This window comes from Tabrizicola sp. (genome assembly GCF_034366665.1).
GTDB lineage: Bacteria > Pseudomonadota > Alphaproteobacteria > Rhodobacterales > Rhodobacteraceae > Tabrizicola.
On record NZ_JAXMMF010000009.1, the window covers coordinates 1 to 19,656 of the forward strand.

At 66.1% G+C, this 19,656-nt stretch carries 16 protein-coding genes; 11 read left to right on the forward strand and 5 right to left on the reverse strand.

The window, feature by feature from the left end; all coding sequences use genetic code 11:
* Nucleotides 1-23 precede the first annotated feature (23 nt).
* Complete coding sequence (locus tag U1E69_RS00905) at nucleotides 24-1,205, reverse strand: NnrS family protein (protein WP_305545062.1); 1,182 nt, start codon at nucleotides 1,203-1,205, stop codon at nucleotides 24-26.
* Nucleotides 1,206-1,220: 15 nt separating this feature from the next.
* On the reverse strand, nucleotides 1,221-1,430 hold the full coding sequence (locus tag U1E69_RS00910; RefSeq protein WP_305545059.1) for a DUF1858 domain-containing protein: 210 nt from the start codon (nucleotides 1,428-1,430) through the stop codon (nucleotides 1,221-1,223).
* A gap of 139 nt (nucleotides 1,431-1,569) precedes the next feature.
* Here U1E69_RS00910 and U1E69_RS00915 point away from each other — a divergent pair, with 139 nt between their 5' ends.
* Genes U1E69_RS00915 through U1E69_RS00940 form a run of 6 tightly spaced genes read left to right on the forward strand, consistent with a single transcriptional unit; the run spans nucleotide 1,570 to nucleotide 6,456 of the window.
* The gene (locus U1E69_RS00915; RefSeq protein ID WP_322242130.1) at nucleotides 1,570-2,022 is read left to right on the forward strand and encodes a cytochrome c; all 453 of its coding nucleotides are present in this window, start codon (nucleotides 1,570-1,572) and stop codon (nucleotides 2,020-2,022) included.
* A gap of 9 nt (nucleotides 2,023-2,031) precedes the next feature.
* On the forward strand, nucleotides 2,032-3,384 hold the full coding sequence (locus tag U1E69_RS00920; protein WP_322242132.1) for a cbb3-type cytochrome c oxidase subunit I: 1,353 nt from the start codon (nucleotides 2,032-2,034) through the stop codon (nucleotides 3,382-3,384).
* The gene (locus U1E69_RS00925; protein ID WP_322242134.1) at nucleotides 3,381-4,178 is read left to right on the forward strand and encodes a CbbQ/NirQ/NorQ/GpvN family protein; all 798 of its coding nucleotides are present in this window, start codon (nucleotides 3,381-3,383) and stop codon (nucleotides 4,176-4,178) included. The genes U1E69_RS00920 and U1E69_RS00925 overlap by 4 nt, the downstream gene beginning before the upstream one ends.
* Before the next feature lie 4 nt (nucleotides 4,179-4,182).
* The gene (locus U1E69_RS00930) at nucleotides 4,183-6,063 is read left to right on the forward strand and encodes a nitric oxide reductase activation protein NorD (protein ID WP_322242135.1); all 1,881 of its coding nucleotides are present in this window, start codon (nucleotides 4,183-4,185) and stop codon (nucleotides 6,061-6,063) included.
* Nucleotide 6,064: 1 nt separating this feature from the next.
* The gene (locus tag U1E69_RS00935; protein ID WP_322242137.1) at nucleotides 6,065-6,241 is read left to right on the forward strand and encodes a hypothetical protein; all 177 of its coding nucleotides are present in this window, start codon (nucleotides 6,065-6,067) and stop codon (nucleotides 6,239-6,241) included.
* Complete coding sequence (locus tag U1E69_RS00940; protein WP_322242138.1) at nucleotides 6,220-6,456, forward strand: NnrT protein; 237 nt, start codon at nucleotides 6,220-6,222, stop codon at nucleotides 6,454-6,456. The genes U1E69_RS00935 and U1E69_RS00940 overlap by 22 nt, the downstream gene beginning before the upstream one ends.
* Before the next feature lie 26 nt (nucleotides 6,457-6,482).
* On the opposite strand, the gene U1E69_RS00945 is transcribed toward U1E69_RS00940, so the two are convergent.
* Nucleotides 6,483-7,115 carry a TetR/AcrR family transcriptional regulator gene (locus U1E69_RS00945; RefSeq protein WP_322242139.1) on the reverse strand — a complete coding sequence of 211 codons (633 nt, stop codon included), beginning with the start codon at nucleotides 7,113-7,115 and terminating at the stop codon, nucleotides 6,483-6,485.
* Between the two features lie 183 nt (nucleotides 7,116-7,298).
* Between U1E69_RS00945 and U1E69_RS00950 the strand changes: the two genes are divergently transcribed.
* The 3 genes from U1E69_RS00950 to U1E69_RS00960 are packed head-to-tail and all read left to right on the forward strand — an operon-like array spanning nucleotide 7,299 to nucleotide 10,257.
* Complete coding sequence (locus U1E69_RS00950; RefSeq protein WP_322242140.1) at nucleotides 7,299-8,381, forward strand: HlyD family efflux transporter periplasmic adaptor subunit; 1,083 nt, start codon at nucleotides 7,299-7,301, stop codon at nucleotides 8,379-8,381.
* Nucleotides 8,378-9,553, forward strand: coding sequence for an ABC transporter permease DevC (gene devC, locus U1E69_RS00955; protein WP_322242141.1), 1,176 nt, complete (start codon nucleotides 8,378-8,380; stop codon nucleotides 9,551-9,553). Before U1E69_RS00950 ends, devC begins: the two co-directional genes overlap by 4 nt.
* The gene (locus tag U1E69_RS00960; protein WP_322242142.1) at nucleotides 9,553-10,257 is read left to right on the forward strand and encodes an ATP-binding cassette domain-containing protein; all 705 of its coding nucleotides are present in this window, start codon (nucleotides 9,553-9,555) and stop codon (nucleotides 10,255-10,257) included. Before devC ends, U1E69_RS00960 begins: the two co-directional genes overlap by 1 nt.
* A 156-nt stretch (nucleotides 10,258-10,413) precedes the next feature.
* Here U1E69_RS00960 and U1E69_RS00965 read toward each other — a convergent pair whose 3' ends face one another.
* Nucleotides 10,414-10,740 carry a hypothetical protein gene (locus U1E69_RS00965; protein WP_322242143.1) on the reverse strand — a complete coding sequence of 109 codons (327 nt, stop codon included), beginning with the start codon at nucleotides 10,738-10,740 and terminating at the stop codon, nucleotides 10,414-10,416.
* Complete coding sequence (locus tag U1E69_RS00970) at nucleotides 10,709-11,503, reverse strand: hypothetical protein (RefSeq protein WP_322242145.1); 795 nt, start codon at nucleotides 11,501-11,503, stop codon at nucleotides 10,709-10,711. The genes U1E69_RS00965 and U1E69_RS00970 overlap by 32 nt, the downstream gene beginning before the upstream one ends.
* Before the next feature lie 60 nt (nucleotides 11,504-11,563).
* Here U1E69_RS00970 and U1E69_RS00975 point away from each other — a divergent pair, with 60 nt between their 5' ends.
* Nucleotides 11,564-11,797 carry a phosphatidylglycerol lysyltransferase domain-containing protein gene (locus U1E69_RS00975; RefSeq protein WP_322242146.1) on the forward strand — a complete coding sequence of 78 codons (234 nt, stop codon included), beginning with the start codon at nucleotides 11,564-11,566 and terminating at the stop codon, nucleotides 11,795-11,797.
* A 384-nt stretch (nucleotides 11,798-12,181) separates the two neighbouring features.
* Nucleotides 12,182-19,204 carry a Hint domain-containing protein gene (locus U1E69_RS00980; protein ID WP_322242147.1) on the forward strand — a complete coding sequence of 2,341 codons (7,023 nt, stop codon included), beginning with the start codon at nucleotides 12,182-12,184 and terminating at the stop codon, nucleotides 19,202-19,204.
* Nucleotides 19,205-19,656 lie beyond the last annotated feature (452 nt).

Here is a 19,656-nt window from a genome sequence, read left to right on the forward strand (position 1 = left end):
CGCGCCGCACCGGCTGGTGATGCTTAGCGGGGCTGCGGGTTAGGCACGCGGCGGGCGGGGTTCGGCATGCTCAGGATCGGGGCAAGCCGGGCGGCAAAGATTGCAAAACCGGCAGTCCAAAAGGTTGCCGCCACCCACAGGCTCGCCTCTGACGACAAGGCTGCGCGCGTCAGGGCTGCCAGCGCCACGCAGGCAAAGGCCAGGCTCAGCGCGCGGCCTGCCCGCAGCTCGCGCCCGGTATGGCCCAGCGAGGCGCGCATCATCACCGACAGCGTCATGCCGCCGATCGCGCCGATGCCAAGTAGATGCAGGCCCACCACAGCGGGCAAGGTGCCCAGCACCGAAAGACCAAGGGCCACCAGGCCGACCGGGATGAAACCATAGGCCAGATGCAGCATTGACAGGATAGCTGACCGCCAGACCCTCCACCCACGCCAGCGGGCCAGGCGGAAAGCTTGAACCACCCCTGCGAGGATCATGGCCAGTCCCGTCAGCCGCGCCTCGGGCAGCGCGACCCACGCGATCAGCGCCCCCAGCATCAGCACCAGACTGGCCCCATCGAACCGCCCGAACGGCACCGGCATCGGCCCGTCCCCCTGTTTGGCCAGCCAGTTCCGGGTGAAGCTGGGAATGATCCTGCCGCCGATCAGCCCGATCAGAAGGACGACCATCGCAAATCCCAGGCGGCGGCCATATCCGGCTGTGCCAAGCTGCATTGCCTCAAGGTGGAAGGTGATGTTGGCGGCAAGATACATGAGCACCGGCACGACCACGCGCAGGTTGCTCCAGTTCCGGCCCGCGACGATCTCGACCGTGATCATCGCGCCAATGGCCAGCAGGAAGGCGCAGTCCAGTGCCATGACCGCCACCGGCCCCAGGCCAAGGCCCCCGGCGACCGCCGGCCGCCCGGCCACCCACAGCGCGGCCAGAGCCATCAGCGGCCAGCCGCGCGTCGGCATCCGCCCGGTCCAGTTCGGGATCGCGGTAAACAGGAACCCCGCCAGCACGGCCGAGGTATAGCCGAAAAGCAGCTCGTGGATGTGCCAGTCAGTCGGGGTGAACGGCCCGCTCAGGCTGACGCGCCCGGTCCAGACCGCCATCCACAACGGGATCACCAATGCCGCAAAGCTGCCCGCCAGCAGGAAAAGCGGGCGGAAGCCATAGCTGAACAAGGCGGGGCCGGAGTAGGCTTTATCGGGCCGCATGTCGGCTCCTTCAGGTCAGCCCGCCGCTGCGGCCTGCAGTGCGGTGCGAAAGGCGATCTCGTCCAGGCCATATTCGGCGCAGGCGTCGATCACCGTGTGAAACGGCGCGATGGGGCAGCCGAAACAGGCCATTCCCTGCGCGCGGAAGACATTGGCCACCTCGGGCCAGTGTTCGAAGATCAGCCGCAGCGGCAGATCGGGATCGTCGAGTCTGGGCCTGCGCATGGTGCCTCCGCCCTGGCAGTCGTGCCATGCGGTCACATTCGGCGCGCCAACAGCCTTCGTCGTTGTTCTGGCACAACGTCCGGCAGTGCGGCGGCCTGTAGATCCGGCCCTATCCGCAACAATCGCCAGGACCGACCCGATGTCAGAGATCCTTACGAAGTCACGGGCCAGAAACATCTTCTACGGGGGCTCGCTGTTCTTCGTCGTGGTGTTCGTGGCCATGACGATCCATTCCCACCGCTATGTCGTGAACGTCTCGACCGCCGGCATGCCGCTTACGCCCGAAGTGCGCCTGGGCAAGCACGTGTGGGAGCGTCACAGCTGCATCAACTGCCACACCCTGCACGGCGAGGGTGCCTATTTCGCCCCCGAACTGGGCAACGTGATGACCCGCTGGGGCGTGCTGGACGACCCGCAAGCCGCCTATGAGGTGCTGGACGGCTGGATGGCCGCGCAGCCCAGCGGCGTCGAGGGGCGCCGCCAGATGCCCCATTTCGCCATCACCCCCGAAGAGATGCGCGCCCTGTCGGAATTCCTGCGCTGGGCGGATCAGACCGACACCCAAAGCTGGCCGCCCACGGACGCGGGCTAGGAGAAAGACATGAAATATCAATCGCAAAAAGTGGCCTACGCCTACTTCATGGTGGCGATGGGCCTGTTCGGCATCCAGGTCCTTGGCGGGCTGCTGGCGGGCTGGATCTACGTCTCGCCCAACACGCTGTCGACGGTGCTGCCCTTCAACATCATCCGCATGATCCACACCAACGCGCTGATCGTCTGGCTGCTCTTGGGCTTCTTCGGTGCCGCCTACTTCCTTGTCCCCGAGGAATCCGAGCGCGAGATCTGGTCGGTCAAGCTGGCATACCTGCAGCTGATCATCCTGGTGGTCGGCACGCTTGGCGCTGTCGGCAGTTACCTTGTCGGCATCCACGGCGGGCGCGAGTTCCTTGAACAACCGCTCTGGGTCAAGTTCGGCATCCTGGTCGCCGCGGTGATCTTCCTGGTCAACATCTCGATGACCGTGCTTGCGGGCCGCAAGACCGCGATCACGGGCGTGTTGCTGACCGGCCTGTGGCTCTTGTCGCTTCTCTGGGTCTTTGCCTTCATCAACCCCGACAACCTGAGCCTCGACAAGATGTACTGGTGGTTCGTCGTCCACCTGTGGGTGGAAGGCACGTGGGAGCTGGTGATGGCCGCGATCCTGGCCTTCCTGATGCTGAAGCTTACAGGTGTCGACCGCGAGGTGGTGGAGAAATGGCTGTACGTCATCGTCGCCACCGCACTGTTCTCTGGCATCCTTGGCACGGGGCACCACTTCTACTGGATCGGTCTGCCGGAGTACTGGCAGTGGACCGGCTCCATCTTCTCGGCCTTCGAGGTGGTGCCGTTCTTCGCGATGATGTCCTTTGCCTTCATCATGGTGTGGAAGGGTCGTCGCAACCATCCGAACAAGGCGGCCCTTCTCTGGGCGCTGGGCTCGGCCACCGTGGCCTTCTTCGGTGCGGGCGTCTGGGGCTTTCTGCACACTTTCCACGGCGTGAACTTCTACACCCACGGCACGCAGATCACCGCGGCCCACGGCCACCTGGCCTTCTACGGCGCCTATGTCGCGATGAACCTGGCGATCATCAGCTATGCCATGCCGCTGCTGCGCGGCCGCGCACCCTATAATCAGGTGCTGAACATGGTGTCCTTCTGGCTGATGACCGGGGGCATGGCGTTCATGACCTTCGTCCTGACCTTCGCCGGCACGATCCAGACCCACATGCAGCGCATCGTCGGCGACTACTACATGGATGTGCAGGACCAGCTTTCCCTCTTCTACATGATGCGCTTCGGGGCCGGGATTGCCGTGGTGCTGGGCGCGATCCTGTTCATCTACGCCCAAGTCGTGGTCCGGCGCGAAGTTATCGCCCCCGGTCCGGTGGTGCTGCCGGAAGGAGAGGTCCTGTGAACGCCCTGACTCCCGAACGCACTGTCCCCTACTACCGCCCCGTGGCGCAGGAAGTTGCCCTGTTCGAAGCCGCCCATGCACGCGGTCTGCCCCTTCTTCTGAAGGGGCCGACCGGCTGCGGCAAGACGCGCTTCGTCGAACACATGGCCGCGAAGCTGGGCCGCCCGCTTTACACCGTCGCCTGCCATGACGACCTCTCTGCCGCCGACCTGATCGGGCGCTACCTGCTGCGCGGCGGGGCGACGGAATGGGTCGACGGCCCCCTGACCCGCGCCGTGCGGGAAGGCGCGATCTGTTACCTTGATGAGGTGATCGAGGCGCGGAAGGACGTGACCGTGGTCCTGCACCCCCTGACCGACAACCGCCGCACCCTGATGATCGACCGCACGGGCGAAGAACTGGTGGCTCCATCGGGCTTCATGCTGGTGGCCAGCTACAACCCCGGCTACCAGAACATCCTGAAGCGGCTGAAGCCTTCGACCCGGCAGCGGTTCCTGTCGATCACCTTCGGCTTTCCCGACCCCACCACCGAAACTGCCGTGGTCGCGCGCGAAAGCGGTCTGGACCCGGCCCGTGTCGCGCCCTTGGTCAGGCTTGCCGGTCACATCCGCGCCCTGTCGGGGATGGATCTGGAGGAGGGCGTCTCCACCCGTCTTCTGATCTACGCCGCCAGCCTGATCGCCGGGGGGATGCCGATCGAGCGCGCGCTGCAGGCCGCCGTCGTCGAACCGCTGACCGACGAGGCCGACGTGGCGCAAGCCCTGCGCGACGTCATCGCCAGCGTTTACGGGTAAGCCAATGGCCCTGCATCCGATGGACCTGATGGACCCGGAAGAGACGATGGGCAACCTCTGGCACGGGGTTGCCCAAAGGCTGGCCCCGGTCGCGGGCTATCCAGCCCATGCCGTCGCGTTGGAGGCGGTCCGGCCCAGCCTGACGCTTCTCTTCCGCGCGCTGGGCGGCAAACCGGGGGTGGAGATCGCCGCCAGCCCGGCCACCGCCTCGCGCCATCGGCGGGGCATGGGCGCGCAACTGGCCGAAGCGAGGATGCTGGAGCATGTCGCCACCTTCGACGGCGAAGCCCTGCGCCTGCCCCCGGTGATCGACGCCTTTCCGACGGCGGAACTGAACCGTGCCGCCTACCTGTGGCTTGCGGCCCTTGCTGCGTCCTGTCGGCCGTACACTGTACCGCAAGACCCTCTCGCCGCCGACCTGGCCCTGCTTCAGGCGATGGAGGTGGCGACAACGGCAACCCTCGCGCAGTGCCCCGGACTGCACAGCGCGCATGCCGCCCTGCGGCAGCATCTTCTGGCGGTCTATCCAGACTTCTCCGCCTCGGTCGCGGAACAGAAGGTCGCCGCCCGCGCCCGACTGTTGCTGGCGGGTAGCACGCTTTCCCCCACCGACCCCTTTCCCGCCCCGCGCGGTTATGCCCCGCTGCCGCCGCAGCCGATCTGGCTTCGGCTGTCCCACGGCGCGCGCAGCACCGCCGCGGCCCCGGCCGAGGACGAGATCAGCGCGCCGCCCGGCCTGGCCAGCGCAACCCGCAAGCAGGGCAAGCGCGAGGATAACGACGAAGCCAACCGCGCCGACAGCTTCATCATGCACCGCTTCGAATCCATCTTCTCCTGGGTGGAAAGCATGGGCCTCAACCGCGCGACGGATGACGACGATCTGGAAAACGCCCGGAAGGCGGCCGAGGATCAGGACCACATCACGCTGTCAAAGCACCACAAACGCGCCGCCACCCGCCTGCGCCTGCACCTCGACCTCGCCCCCCAGGACGCCGACCACGAACGCCTGTCCGATACCTTCACCTACCCCGAATGGAACCACCGCGCCCGCAGCTACCTGCCCGACCACACCCGCGTGCTGGAAGCCGAAGCCACGCCCGGCGACAGCTTTGCCCCCGATCCGCGCCTGATGGCCCGCGTCCGGCGGCAGTTCGAGGCACTGCATCCCCGCCGCATCCTGCTGCCCCGGCAAGTGGACGGGGCGGAGCTTGACCTTGACGCGCTGATCACCGCACAGGTCGCGATCCGGGCCACGGGCCAAGGCAGCGACCGCATCTTCCGCGACCTGCGGCATGTCGAACGCGATCTGTCAGTGGCGATCCTGATGGACTGCTCCCGTTCCACCGAATCCGTCGTCGGCACCCGCAGCATCATCGACACCACGCGCGAGGCTTTGGCCGCGCTGGCCGGCGGCATCGACGCGGCGGGGGATCGGTTGGCGATCTGGGGCTTCTCCTCGCTTCGCCGTGACCGGGTGTTCCTGACCCGCTGCAAGGGGTTCGATGGCCGTGTGACGCCCGACGTCACCGCCCGCATCGGCGGGTTGCATCCCGGTCACTATACCCGCCTTGGGGCGGCGGTCCGCCATGTCACGGCGCAGCTTGCTGCCGAACCTTCGGCCCGCAAGCTGTTGCTGGTGCTGACGGACGGCAAGCCAAACGACCTTGACCACTATGAAGGCACGTACGGCATCGAAGACAGCCACATGGCCGTGCGCGAGGCGCGCCGTCAGGGCCAGGCCGTGCATGGCGTGATCGTCGATGCCGACGGTCAGGACTGGTTCGCCCGCATTTTCGGCCGTGCCGGTTTCACCCTGCTGCCCGACCCCGCCCGCCTTGGTCGCGCGCTTCCCGACATCTACCGATCCCTGATCCAGGAGACCTGACATGCGCCGCATCCTTTGCCTTGCGCCCTTCCTAATGCCGACCGCTGCTCTGGCCGAGGCGTTCCAGCGCCCGATCCCGCAACCGCAGACGGCCGAGGCGGAACTGGCCTACTTCGCCGCCGCTCTGGCCCTGCTTGGAGCGCTGATCGCCGTGCAATGGCTGGTCAGCCGCAGATGAGCCTCTGGCGGCTGACCCTGATCCTCTATCCGTTCGGGGCAGGGGCGATGGCGGTGAACCTGTTCTTCGCCTCGCTGATCTGGTCCTGGATCGGTTGGCCGGTGCTGACGCCGGTTCAATCGCTGGTGGGTGGCCTGGTGCTGGGCCTGCCTGCGACAACGGTCTTCGCCCGCCACATCCGCGCCCTGATGGACAAGGCCGACAAAACGCCATGACGTCGGGGACCCGGACCACGTCGGCCCTAGCGGCGTCCAAGCCCGCCCATGAGGATCGCCACATGCTGTGCCAGCGCGCTGCGCATGTCCGGCAGACCCTCGGTCGTGAAGACAGTTCCCCACAGCGACAGCATCATCGCCGGGGCCATGACCAGGCGCGGATCGCAGTCCGCTGCCTCGGGACGCAGGTCGCCCCGCGCCACCCCTGCCGCAAGGATCGCGCGGACGGTAGACATGCCGCGGCTGAGAACGACCCGCTCATAGCGTGCCACAAGGTCGGGAAAGCGGTGCCCTTCGGACAGCAGGACCCGCAGAAAAACGGATGATCCGCCATCGACCAGCTCTGTGCGGATCGTCTCGAAAAAGCCCGACAGCATCTGGCTGGTCGGCCCGTCGAAGCCCTGCGCCATGTCCCTTGCGCGGTCCATCGTGGCGACGATCCTGGCCTGCAGGGCGGCCTCGAACAGCGCCTCTTTCGAGGGAAAGTAGCGGTAGATCGTCCCCTTGGCGATGTGCGCTCCGGCTGCCACGTCCTCCAGCCGGGTTGCCGCGAACCCGCGTTCCGCCCAAAGCTGCATGGCCGCCGCAATGATTTCCGACGGCCGCGCATCCTTTCGGCGCTGGCGTTTCTTTTCGCCTTGCGGCGTGGGGTCTTGCATTGTGCCTTCCATTGGATCATCTTAATGACTGAAAAGTCATTAATCAAGCGAGCCCGCATGGACGACCCCTCCCGCCTTCCGCTCAGCGACAATGGCAAAGGGGTCATTGCGTCCTCGGAGTGGCGTGGTCGGTCCCTGGCTGGCAGGATCGGGCGTCTGCGGCTTTGGCGAATTCCCCTGGTGATGGCGGTCCTGTTCACCGGGGCCACGATCGGCCTTTACTTCCAGCCACCGGCCCTGCGCGCCTTCTTTGGCGCAACGGGGCTGGAGCCGGGGGCGGGAAGTTCGGCACCCATTGCAGTGCCGCCACCCCAGCCAGAGGTCGCAACTCCCCTTTTGGACACAGCCGTCGTTGCCCTGGGCCGATTGCAGCCTGAGGGCGATGCCGTCGTTCTGGCGCCGCCGTTCGGGGCAGGCGACGCGCGGGTGGCACGTCTGCTGGTGGCCGAGGGGGACCTGGTGACGGAAGGCCAGCTTATCGCGGAACTGGACAGCCTGCCGCAATACCGCGCGGCGCTTGTGGCCGCCGAGGCCAACCTTGCGGCGAAGGAGGCGGCTCTGGTCCAGGCCCGCGCCGCAGTCGGATCGGCGCAGGCCGAGGCCCTGGCCAACCGCGACCGGGCTGCGTCGGCCGCGACCCTGGCCGAACAAGAGGCAGCGCGGCAGCGGGATCTCTTCGCGCGGGGTGTGACCACACGGTCCGCGCTGGACCGGGCCGAGGCCGCCTCCGTGCAGACCGCGCGCGAGCTTGACCGTGCGACGGCACAACTGGACCGTCAGGGGGGCGGAGAGGACCAGCCCGACGTCGCCCTGGCCGCCCGCCAACTTGACGTCGCCCGCGCCGACCTGGCGCGGGCGACGGGGGACCTGGCGAAAGGAATGGTTCTTGCCCCGATGGCAGGACAGATTCTGGCCCTGCATCTGCAAGCTGGCGAAAAGCCGGGCTCGGCGGGGATTGCGACCTTGGGCGCGACCGACCGGATGGAGGCAGAGCTTGAGGTCTACCAGACCGACATCGCGCGGGTGGCTCTGGGGCAGGGCGTCTCTTTGTCCAGCCCGGCGCTGACCCAGCCCCTGACCGGCACGATCACCCGGATCGGGCTGGAGGTCGAACGGCAAAGCATCCTTGCCGCCAATCCCGCCGCGAACACCGATGCCCGGATTGTTCGGGTCACGGTGCAGCTTGATCCGACCTCATCGCCTCGCGCCGCGGCACTGACGGGTCTTGAGGTGACCGGAAACATCGCCACCGGTCCAACCGAATGACCGCCCTGATGTCGCGGCTTCTGGGGCGGTTGCCGATCGGCTGGCTGCAACTGACCCATTCCCGCGCCCGGATGGCCGCGGCTCTGGCCGGAGTGGCCTTTGCCAATGTGCTGGTCTTTGTCCAGCTGGGCATGATGGGCGCGCTGAACGGCACCGTCGGCATGACCTATGCCCCGATCCGTGGCGACATCATCATCTCGTCCGAGGACGCGAACACGCTGACCGACGGGTCTCCGCTGTCTCGGCGTGTCCTGTTTCAGGCGCTGTCCGATCCGCAGGTGGCGGCTGCGGCTCCGTTCTACCTGGCCAAGGTGGACTGGACGCGGGACGACGGACCAAGTGCCAGCCTGAACGTCTACGCTCTGCCGATCGAAGCGGCACGCTTTGCCGGGCCGGGTTTCGCCGCCTTGCTGGCCGGTCTCTCCCTTCCCGACAGCGCCCTTATCGACCGGCGCACGCGGGGGGCTGATGCCGAGGCCCTGGCGCAGATCACCCCCGAAGCTCCGCTGCGGTTCGAGGTCAACGGACGCACGCTAAGTGCCACGGGCAGCTTTTCCCTTGGCGGCGGCTTTGCGGGGGATGGGTCGCTGGTGGTGTCGGACCAGACCTTTCTGCGGCTCTTCCCGTCGCGCAGTGCCGGAACGCCGACGCATGTGCTGGTCGATGTCGCACCGGGGGCGGATGCCAAGGCTGTGGCGGCCCGTCTGTCCGACCGTCTGGCGGCCGAGGCGGTTCAGGTCCGCACTCTGGCTGCCGCAAAGGCCGCGGACCTGTCCTACCAGACCACGCGGCGGCCGACGGGGGTGATCTTCGGGTTTGGCGTGGCGATGGGCGTGCTGGTCGGGCTGGTGATCGTCTACCAGGTCCTGTCCACCGATGTGGCCGACCACCTGCGCGAATATGCGACCTTCAAGGCAATGGGCTATCCGCACCGGTTCTTCCTTGGGATCGTGTTCGAAGAGGCCGTCATCCTGGGCGCGATCGGCTTTGTCCCCGGCCTGATCCTGTCGCTGGGCATCTACGCCGCGATGGCGCAGGCCACGAGCCTTCCGGTCGTCATGACCTTGGGTCGCGCGGCGCTGGTCTTCTTCGGCACGGTGCTGGCCTGCGCTGCATCCGGCGCGCTGGCCACGCGCCGCCTGCGGGCGGCCGATCCGGCAGAGCTGTTCTGATGGACCCGATCCAGGTTCAGGGCCTGAACCACTGGTTCGGCACGGGCGAGGCGCGCAAGCAGGCGCTCTTTGACGTGTCCCTGACCGTGGCGCGGGGCAGCCTGACCATCCTGATGGGCCCATCGGGGTCCGGCAAGACCACGCTTCTGACCCTGATGGGCTGCCTGCGCGAGGTGCAGGACGGATCGGTCCGACTGCTGGGGACCGAGTTGAAAGGCGCTGATACCGCCACCCAAGAGGCGATGCGGCGCAGGCTGGGGTTCATCTTTCAGGCGCACAACCTGCACGAAAGCCTGACCGCCCGGCAGAATGTGCTGATGGGGTTGCAGGTCCACGGGCGTGGCGACCCGGCCCGGCAGGACGTCGCGGTGGCGCATCTCTTGACCCTGCTTGGTCTGGTGGACCGGATCGACTATCTGCCAGCCAACCTGTCGGGCGGGCAGAAACAGCGCGTCGCCATCGCCCGCGCGCTGGTGGCGAACCCCGACGTCGTGTTCGCCGACGAACCCACCGCCGCGCTGGACCATGACTCGGGCTATCTTGTCGTGCGGATGCTGAAAGACCTCGGCAAGGCGCGGGGCACGACTACGGTCATGGTGACCCACGACACCCGCATTCTTGAACTGGCCGACCGCATCGTGACGCTGGAAGACGGCCGCATCGTCAGCGATACCGGGGTCGAAAAGGTCGACCGCAAGCCCTGAAGGGCCGCCCCTTGCCGCCCCTCACAAGGCCTGATCTTCAAAACGATCAACAGTGCGCCGCTCGCCCGGTCATGCGTCCAAATCTGCTCTCACGCGCAGGTCGGAAGTGACCTTTCCCGCTTGCATGGCGCCTTCCGCCCCACAAGGAGCCGCGCGTCACTTCGGAACCGGCTGCAGACTGGCGAAGGAGGCGGCAAGGTCGGCCCGTTCCTGTGCCGTCAACTTGCGCGCAATCGGATACATCGGGTTCGGCCCTGCAGTGCTGGCCACATAGGCACTGTCCAGCTCTTTCAGCCGCCGCTCCAGAGAGACCGCCGACTGGCCATCCAGCCGCGCAAAAAGCGGCAGCGCCTTGACCGCAGCGGCACCGTGGCAGGTCGTGCAGGCCGGAAGCTCGCGCTTCGGATCGCCGTTCAACGCAAGGCCCTTGCCCCGCGCGATGGCCGCCGCGTCAAGCTCTTTCGGGCGCGCCAAGGGAGGCATGGCACCGAATACGGCGGAAAGGCTTTCGATCTCGGCAGGGGTCAGGTCGCGCGCCATCTCGTCCCTCTGGGCGTTGTGACGTTTGTTTCGAAAAGTAGGGTGCCGTCTGCAAGGGCAGCTTCTGCGCATTGCCGTCCCTTCTGCCAGCAAGGTCGGCCTCATGACGGGTCGCACAGACCTTGACCGTCCTTTCCTTGATTTCAGAGGAAACGGGCACGGTTGCCGGGTCGACCTGCGCCACTTTCGTCGGCACTTGTGCGGCAAGCCAGGCGGCCACGGCATCGCGGTCGGCCTGTGAGACGCCATGAGCTTCTGCGTGCATCGGGTTGAAGATGCCCGTGGCACCCCGTGACCCGGCGGCAAGCAGGTCAAGCTGGCGCCGCAGGAAGGTTTCGGACCGGCCGAAAAGCGACGGAAAGAACAGGCCCTTGTCGGGTTCATCGGCCCCGCGCTCGTGGCAGATGAGACAGCTGGCGACGCCCCGCTCGGGAATGTCGTTCACGGCGATCTCGCGTCCGCGTGCCAATTCCTCTGCGGACGCGTCGGCAGGGCCACCGGCAAGCCGGGGCGTCTGGCTGAAACAATCGGCCAACGCCAGCATCTGCGCATCTGTCAGGGTCGCCGCCTGGGGTTGCATGAAGCCGCTGTGACGGCGCGCCTCGGCATAGGACCGCAGGGCCGCATGCAGATAGTCCGCCGTCTGGATCGTGAGGTTCGGCGCCTCCCGACGGCAGCCGCCCGGATGACCCGTGACAACCGGCAAAGCCCTTCCCACCCCACAACCGCCCTGCCAGCGCCAGCATCCTGATGAAAGGTGCCTCCCGTGCGGTGCTGCTCCACACAGGCTCTGGCCGAGGCCCCGTTGTCAGGGTTGGAGGATCACCGGCTTGCATCGCTTTGGAACCGGGTTGGCGGCTTTGTCCGCGACCACGGCGAAAGGTTCTGCAATTTCGGGGGCCTGCGCAGCTTCAAGGAAAAATTCGACCCGGTCTGGCCCCCGAAATTCCTCGCCTGCCCCCGGGGGGGGTGGCAGCCCCGCAGGTGCCTTACGAAGTGAGCACCCTGATTTCGAACGGTGTATGGGGGATTGGTCCGTTAGCGGCTGGTGAGCCATCGAAGGGTTTCCGTCCTGCACTTTACTAGCCAGGACGACCTTGAGTGCCTTGTTAGGGTTGACGGTCCTTTAAGCATTTTTTGGCACCAAAGGCTCCAGAGCCGTCAGCCGGAAAGTGTCAAAGCACCGATGCTCCTCATTGGACACCACCCTCCTTCGATCCTTGGGCAACCGCCCCGCCGAGGCTGCTTTGGCCTCGTCCCCGGACTGCAGGCGATGGCCCAGGCTGCCCCTCGCCGCCATGCGGCGAACCGGGCTGCACTCGGGGCCGTCCGATCAGGATCGGCCAGCCGCACCGGTGTCCTTTCGATCATTGGGGGCTAAGCAATGGCAACGACGTTCGAAGTCATCTTCATCGGCAACCTCGCCAAGATCGATACGACCCAGGGCAATGAGATTGTCGAGAATGCTGCGGGCATCCTTGGCACCTACGGGTCCTCAACCTCGCCCCTCAGCGGTCAGGTCCGCACGCTGTCTTCGAACTCGCTGAGCGAGGACGACAACACCACCTATGACCTCGATAATGGCGGGGGGTACGACTCGTTCCGGATCAACGGCGGGGCCGCGCAGAACTTCGATGCCTCGGCGATCTATAACGCAACGATAACCTACGTCGACGGGACGACGGCCAACATCACGGCCGTGGTGTTCCAGGATGTGAACGGCAACACGTACCTGGCTCCCGAAGAGACCGCCAACGCCGACCAGGCAGCGCTGACGGCCAAACCGATCCTGTCGCTGTCGCTGAACAGCGTGTCGTCCAACACGGGCGACATGTTGGCAGACCGGGTGGCTGGGGACTTCATCTCCTCGGTCGATGGCACCGCCGGGGCCGACACGATGAATGTCGGCTATACGGATGCACAGGGCGACAAGATCACGACCGGCAACGACTTTGTCATGGCCGGGGCCGGGAGCGATTCCGTGTCGGCGGGGGATGGGCGCGATACAGTCTTTGGCGGCGACGGCAATGACACCGTCACAGCCGGCAACGGTGACGATTCCGTCGATGGCGGAACCGGGGATGACCGGATCGGTGATTGGAGCACGGAAGGCGGCAATGACACCTTCCGCGGCGGGGCGGGCAATGATCAGATCATTGGCGGTGGCGACAACGACCTGATCTACGGCGATGAGGGCGACGACACCTTCTCGGGCGGGGCGGGCAACGACAGCGCGTACGGCGGTGCGGGCAACGACACCGCCGTCGTCACCGAAGACCACAACAGCGATTTCTATGATCTCGGCGAAACCGTCGGTGACTGGGACTCGATGACCTTCGCCAACTATCTTGGCACCAACGGGGTCAACGTCACCTTCACTGGCAACGACGCCGGAAATTACAGCTACTCCGGCGGGGCCACAGGCACCTTTACCGGGGTGGAGCAGATCAACTCCACAGCCTATGCCGACACGATCAACGCCGGGGCCGATACGGACGGGGTGATGGTGTTCAGCGGCGGCGGTGCTGACAGCCTTACCGGGGGCTCGGGCAACGATTCCCTTTTTGGTGATGCGGGACAGGACACGCTGAACGGGGGCGACGGCGCCGATTATCTGGATGGCGGCGATGGCAATGACACCATCAACTTCGGCACGGGGAACAACACGGTCTACGGCGGGGCCGGGGATGACCTGATCGACGATGTGCCGGTCACTTCCTTGAACAGCAACAGCCTGATCGATGCCGGCAGCGGCAATGACACGGTCTGGTTCGGCGAAGGCGATAGCACGGTCTATGGCGGCGCTGGCAACGATCTGTTCAACGATCAGGACGCCGGCGAGCTTGCCGGCACAAACCTGCTGTATGGCGGTGACGGGCAGGATACCATTTGGGCCGGACTGGGCAATGACAGCGTCTACGGCGATGCTGGCGCCGATCGGCTGAATGGCGAGAGCGGAAATGACCTGATCCAGGGCGGGGCAGACAACGACAGCCTTTTTGGCGGCAGTGGCGACGACACGCTGGACGGCGCGCAGGGGGCCGACAGTGTCGACGGCGGGGCAGGCAACGATTCCATCGACCTGACCACGGCCGATTTCGCCAATGACGTGGCTTTTGGCGGCGCGGGCAACGATACCCTCACCTCGCGGGTCGATCTGGATGGCGGCAACGACTCGCTCTTTGGCGGCGACGGGCGCGATACCTTCGTCGCGGGCGCGGGCGACAGCGTGGTCGGCGGCGAAGGCGGCGACGATTTCGACACGCTGGATCTGTCCTCGGTCCCGGTCGCCGGCACGATCACCCTGACCGGCAATGGCGCTGGTACGGGAACCGGCGGCGGCGGCACGCTCACCTTTACCGAAATCGAGGCGATCACCGGGACCACCAGCGCCGATACCGTGTTCGGTGGGGCCGACACCACGGGCATGACCTACAGCATGGGGGCCGGCAACGATGTCGTCACCGGCGGCAGCGGAGCCGACAGCGTGGACGGCGGCAGCGGCAACGACAGCATCGCGGCAGGGGCGGGCAACGATACCGTTCGGGGTGGCGACGGGGCCGACACGCTGGATGGCGGTCTTGGAAACGACAGCCTTGCCGGCGGCACTGCGTCTGACAGCCTGTCGGGCGGAGACGGCAACGACAGCCTGTTCGGCGATGACGGCACTGACCAGTTGTATGGCGGCGCGGGCGACGACCAGCTGTATGGCGGCCTCAGCATCGACAACCTGACCGGCGGTGCCGGCAACGATCTGATGTATGGCGGCGACTTCTCGGACGCCTTCTACGTTGGGGCGAACGAGGGCACCGACACCATCTTCGGCGGCGAGACCGGCTATGATTTCGACACGGTCGTGTTCACCGGCGCAGGTGGGGTCTCGGTCACTTTCACCGGGTCCGAGGCGGGGACCTACAGCCATACTGGCGGGACCGGCAGTTTCTCCGAGATCGAGGGGATTCAGACCGCCGACGGGGCCGATACCATCAACGGCGCTGCAAACACGTCGAACCTGAACGTCTGGGCGGGCGGTGGGGCTGATAGCATCACCTCTGGCAGCGGCAATGACGGGATCGAAGGCGGGGACGGGAACGATACGGTCGCTTCAGGCGCGGGCAACGACAACGTCAACGCAGGCAGCGGCAATGACAGCGTCGATCTTGGCGCGGGCAACGACAGCGCCACCGGCGGCATGGGCAATGACACGCTGTCGGGCGGGGATGGCAATGACACCCTCGTCGGTGATGACGGCAATGACCTTCTGACTGGCGGCGAGGGCGCTGACAGCCTGAGCGGCGGCGTCGGTTCGGATACCGTCAGCTATCAGGGTTCATCTGCCGTGACGGTGAACCTTGCCAACGGAACCGCTTCCGGGGGGGCCGCAACGGGCGATACGCTGTCGGGCATCGAGAATGTCATCGGAACTTCGTTCGACGACAGCATCACCGGCGATGCGGGGACCAACGCTCTTTTCGGCGGCGAAGGTCGCGATACGCTTGCGGGTGGCGCAGGGGCCGACACGCTGGATGGCGGGGCGGGCACCGACCTTGCGGACTATTCCGCCTCTGGCGCGGGCGTCACGGTCAACCTCTCCAGCGGCGCCGGGTCGGGCGGCGATGCGCAGGGCGATGTGCTGTCGGGCATCGAAGATCTACGCGGGTCCTCGTTCAACGACAGTCTGACCGGCAATTCCGGCAATAACGCGCTTTATGGCGGTGGCGGCGCGGATGTGTTGTCCGGCGGCAGCGGGGACGACACGCTGGATGGCGGCGACGGCAACGACACGCTGGCGGGCGGGGCCGGGGCGGACAGTCTTGTTGGTGGCACCGGGCGCGACACGGCGGATTACTCGGCCTCGGGCCAGGGCGTGTCAGTCAACCTGCTGACCGGCACCGGGTCGGGCGGCGACGCGCAGGGCGACACCTACTCGGGGATGGACAACGTCGTCGGGTCTGCCTTCAACGACACGCTGACCGCGCACAACACCAGTGGCGATCTGTATGGCGGCGCGGGCGATGACGTGCTGCAGGGCGGCGCGGGCAACAATGACCTCTTGTCGGGCGGTGAGGGCAATGACCTTCTGACCGGCGGGGCGGGGGCCGACACGCTCATGGGCGGTGCCGGTCGCGACGTGCTGGTGGCCGAGGGCAACGACGTCATCGATGGCGGCGAGACGGGCGATGACTGGGATGTGCTGCGGGTAGCGGCAGGCGGAACCATCACCTATGGCGGCGGCTCCAACGAGGCCGGGACCGTCGCCTGGGCCGACGGCACCAGCGTCACCTTCACCGGGATCGAGCAGATCGACATGGGTGGCGTCGTTGACGGTACCGCCGGCAATGACGTGATCGGGACCGGATATGTCGACGCCCAGGGCGACCAGATTGACGGTGCGGATGGCACCGCGGATGTGGTCCGCGCCGGAGCGGGCAACGACAACGTGAGCGGCATGGCCGGGAACGACACGATCTACGGCGGCACCGGCGAGGATTCGGCTTACGGCGGTGGCGACGACGATGTCGTTTACGGCGACGCGGGCAATGACCTCGTGGTCGGGATGACCGGAAACGATACGCTTATGGGCGGCGATGGGAATGACACTCTGGCCGGGGCCTGGGGCGACGACAGCCTTGATGGCGGGGCGGGCACGGACACTTCCGTCTTTCTTGGTTCGGTAAACGAATACAGCTTTGACTATGGTCCCTCTGGCGCGCTGATCGTGACCGATCTGGTTGCCGGGCGCGACGGGACGGATACGCTCAGCGGCGTCGAATTTGCCGAGTTCAACGGCGTGACCTACCGGATCATCCAGGGCGATGACGGGTCGAACACCACGCTTCAGGGTCCCGACGACGGCACCCCGTCCATCATCATCGCGCATGACGGGGCGGATTGGGGCAAAGGGCAAGCGACCAGCGACGCGATCTTTGGCGGCGCGGGGAATGACACGCTGGATGGCGGCGACGGCAACGATACGCTGGTCGGCGAAGGCGACGATGACCTTCTGCGCGGTGACGCGGGCAACGATCAGATCTTTGGTGGCGCTGGCAAAGACTCGCTGTTTGCAGGCACCGGCAACGATCTGGTCGATGCCGGCACGGGCAGTGATCTGATCAGTGTCTGGAACAACCAAGGCGCAGACACAATTCTTGGCGGCGAGAATGCCGGAGATGTCGATGCGCTGTGGTTTGACGCGACGAGCGGGGGGGTGCAAGTCACCTACACCGGGGACGAGAGCGGCACCTACGCCTATGACACCGGTGGCAGCGGCAGCTTTGACCAGATCGAGTTCGTCTGGGCCTCGGACGGCAACGACGTGCTGGACGCCTCTGCCTCGACCGGGGGGGTCAATGTCGCGGGCTGGGGCGGCGATGACCGACTGATCGGCGGCTCGGGCAACGATACCCTTGCGGGTGAATCCGGCAACGACTCCCTGCATGGTGGCGATGGGAACGACACGCTGGTTGGGGGGGCAGGGGCCGATACCCTGGCCGGCGGCTCGGGCATCGACTTGGCGGATTATTCGGGCTCAAGCGCGGGGGTCGCGGTCAACCTGCTGACGGGCACGGGCACGGCTGGCGAAGCGCAGGGCGATGTCCTGTCAGGCGTAGAACAGGTGACTGGTTCGGCGTTCAACGACACGCTGACCGGCAACAATTCGGGCAGCACGCTTTCCGGTGGTGCCGGCGACGATGTGGTGCAAGGGGGCACGGGCACCGGCGACCTCTTGTCGGGCGGCGATGGCAAGGACACGCTGTTCGCAGGGCAAGGCAATGACACGCTGATCGGCGGAGCGGGGTCGGACACGGCCATCTTTGCAGGCCCCGTGCAGGACTACAGCTTTGACTACGGCGCGCAGGGCCAGTTGATCGTCACCGACAGCGTTCCGGGCCGTGATGGCACCGATACGCTCAGCGAGGTCGAGTTCGCCACATTCAATGGCGTCACCTACCGGATCATCCAGGGCGACGACGGAAGCAATACGACCCTGCAAGGGCCGGACGACGGCACGCCCAGCATCATCATTGCCCATGACGGGGCCGATTGGGGTGGCGGGCACGCAACGTCGGATGCGGTTTTTGGCGGGGCGGGCAATGACACGCTGGAGGGGGGGGATGGCAACGACACTCTGGTCGGCGAAGGCGATGACGACCTTCTTCGCGGCGACGGTGGCAATGACATGCTCTTTGGCGGCAGTGGTGCCGATCAGATCGAGGGCGGGGCAGGGTCCGACACCGTTCTTGCGGGGACCGGCAATGACCTTGTCCACGGCGGCCAAGGCAATGACAGTCTGTCGGGCGAAGGCGGCGATGACACGCTGCACGGCGACGAAGATGCCGACACGCTTCTGGGTGGCTTGGGCAACGACGATCTGTTCGGGGGGGACGGCAACGACCTGATCGACGGCGGAACCGGGGCCGACACTCTGTCCGGTGGGTCCGGCAACGACGTATTTGTCGTCGAGTTTGCCGATTCCGGCGACATGATCACGGATTTCAGCCTCGTAGACAGCGACAATGACGGCCGGTACGACGACCAGCTTGACGTCAGCAACCTGCGCAACCTGAATGGCGATCCGATCACCAGCCGGGATGTTGTCGTAACCGATGATGGGTCGGGCAATGCGAAACTGACGTTTCCCGAAGGGGAATCGATCATTCTGTCGGGCGTCTCTCCAGAGGAGATGTCGACGAAGGCACAGCTTTACGCCGCGGGTATTCCTTGCTTCGCGGCAGGGTCCATGATCCTGACCCCCAGGGGTGAGGTCGCGGTAGAGGCATTGCGTCCTGGTGACCTTGTGGTGACCCGCGACAATGGCCCTCAGCCGGTTCTGTGGAGCGCCATGCGGCGGTTGACCCAGGATGATCTCTCGGCACGACCGGAACTTGCGCCCATCGCGATTGACCCTGGCGCATTTGGCCAGGACCGGCGCCTGGTCGTGTCTCCGCAACATGCGCTTCTCGTCCGCCCGGGCGCCGACGAATGGTTTGCCCGCGCGGTACATCTGGCTCGCACGCCGGGAAGCAAGGTCCGGATTGCCAAGGGGATGCGGTCGGTGACCTATGTGCATCTCATGTTCGCGCGACATGAGGTGATTTCATCGCATGGCATCTGGTCGGAAAGCTTTTTCCCCGGTCCATGGGGGATGCGGGCGCTTGATGTCGAAAAGCAACGCGAGATTGCCACGCTGTTCCCCGACCTGATCGCGAAAGGGGTTGAGGCGAGCTATGGCCCAACAGCCCGCCAGGTCCTGAAGTTTGCCCAGTTGCGCCAGATGGCCCTTGCGGGCACCCGCTTGTCGAACCTCGGGCGCTTGCCGGAGGTTGGGGATGCCCTGCGGGTCGTATCCGCAAGCAGGCGCGGCCCGCGTTGGCCTGCCGCTGACGCACCGCGATACGTTGGCTAGGTGTTCGGCCACGGCGCAAAGCAAGCAGGAAGGCTGCAGTCCGGGTTCGCCGTTCTCTCTTCGCAGTCTCCTGCGTCGCCTCTTGTTCCCTTCGCAAGGTGCAGCGCCCTTGCCAGCCCCGGTCGATCCGCCTTGTGCGCTCTGGACCTCGTTGAACTGCGCCTTGACCTCTGCGCCGTGGGAAATCGCGAGGCCCTCGATCTCCTTGCGCCAAGCTGGATCCGAGGCGGCCCGACCCCTGCTGCGCCGCTGAGACCCGGCTCGTATCCCGCCAGCCGCTGTCCTGTTCTCTGCGCCCCCTGTCCACACCTGCCTGACGTAGGGTGAGCAAGTGTGTCCCATTGCAAGGACCGCCGACGCGATCTCGGATAAGAGCGGACGTAGCTTTGCCACCCGCCAAGGGCTGCTTTTCGCCCTTTTCCGCCGCTGGTGCCATTCGTCGCGGGCTGCGT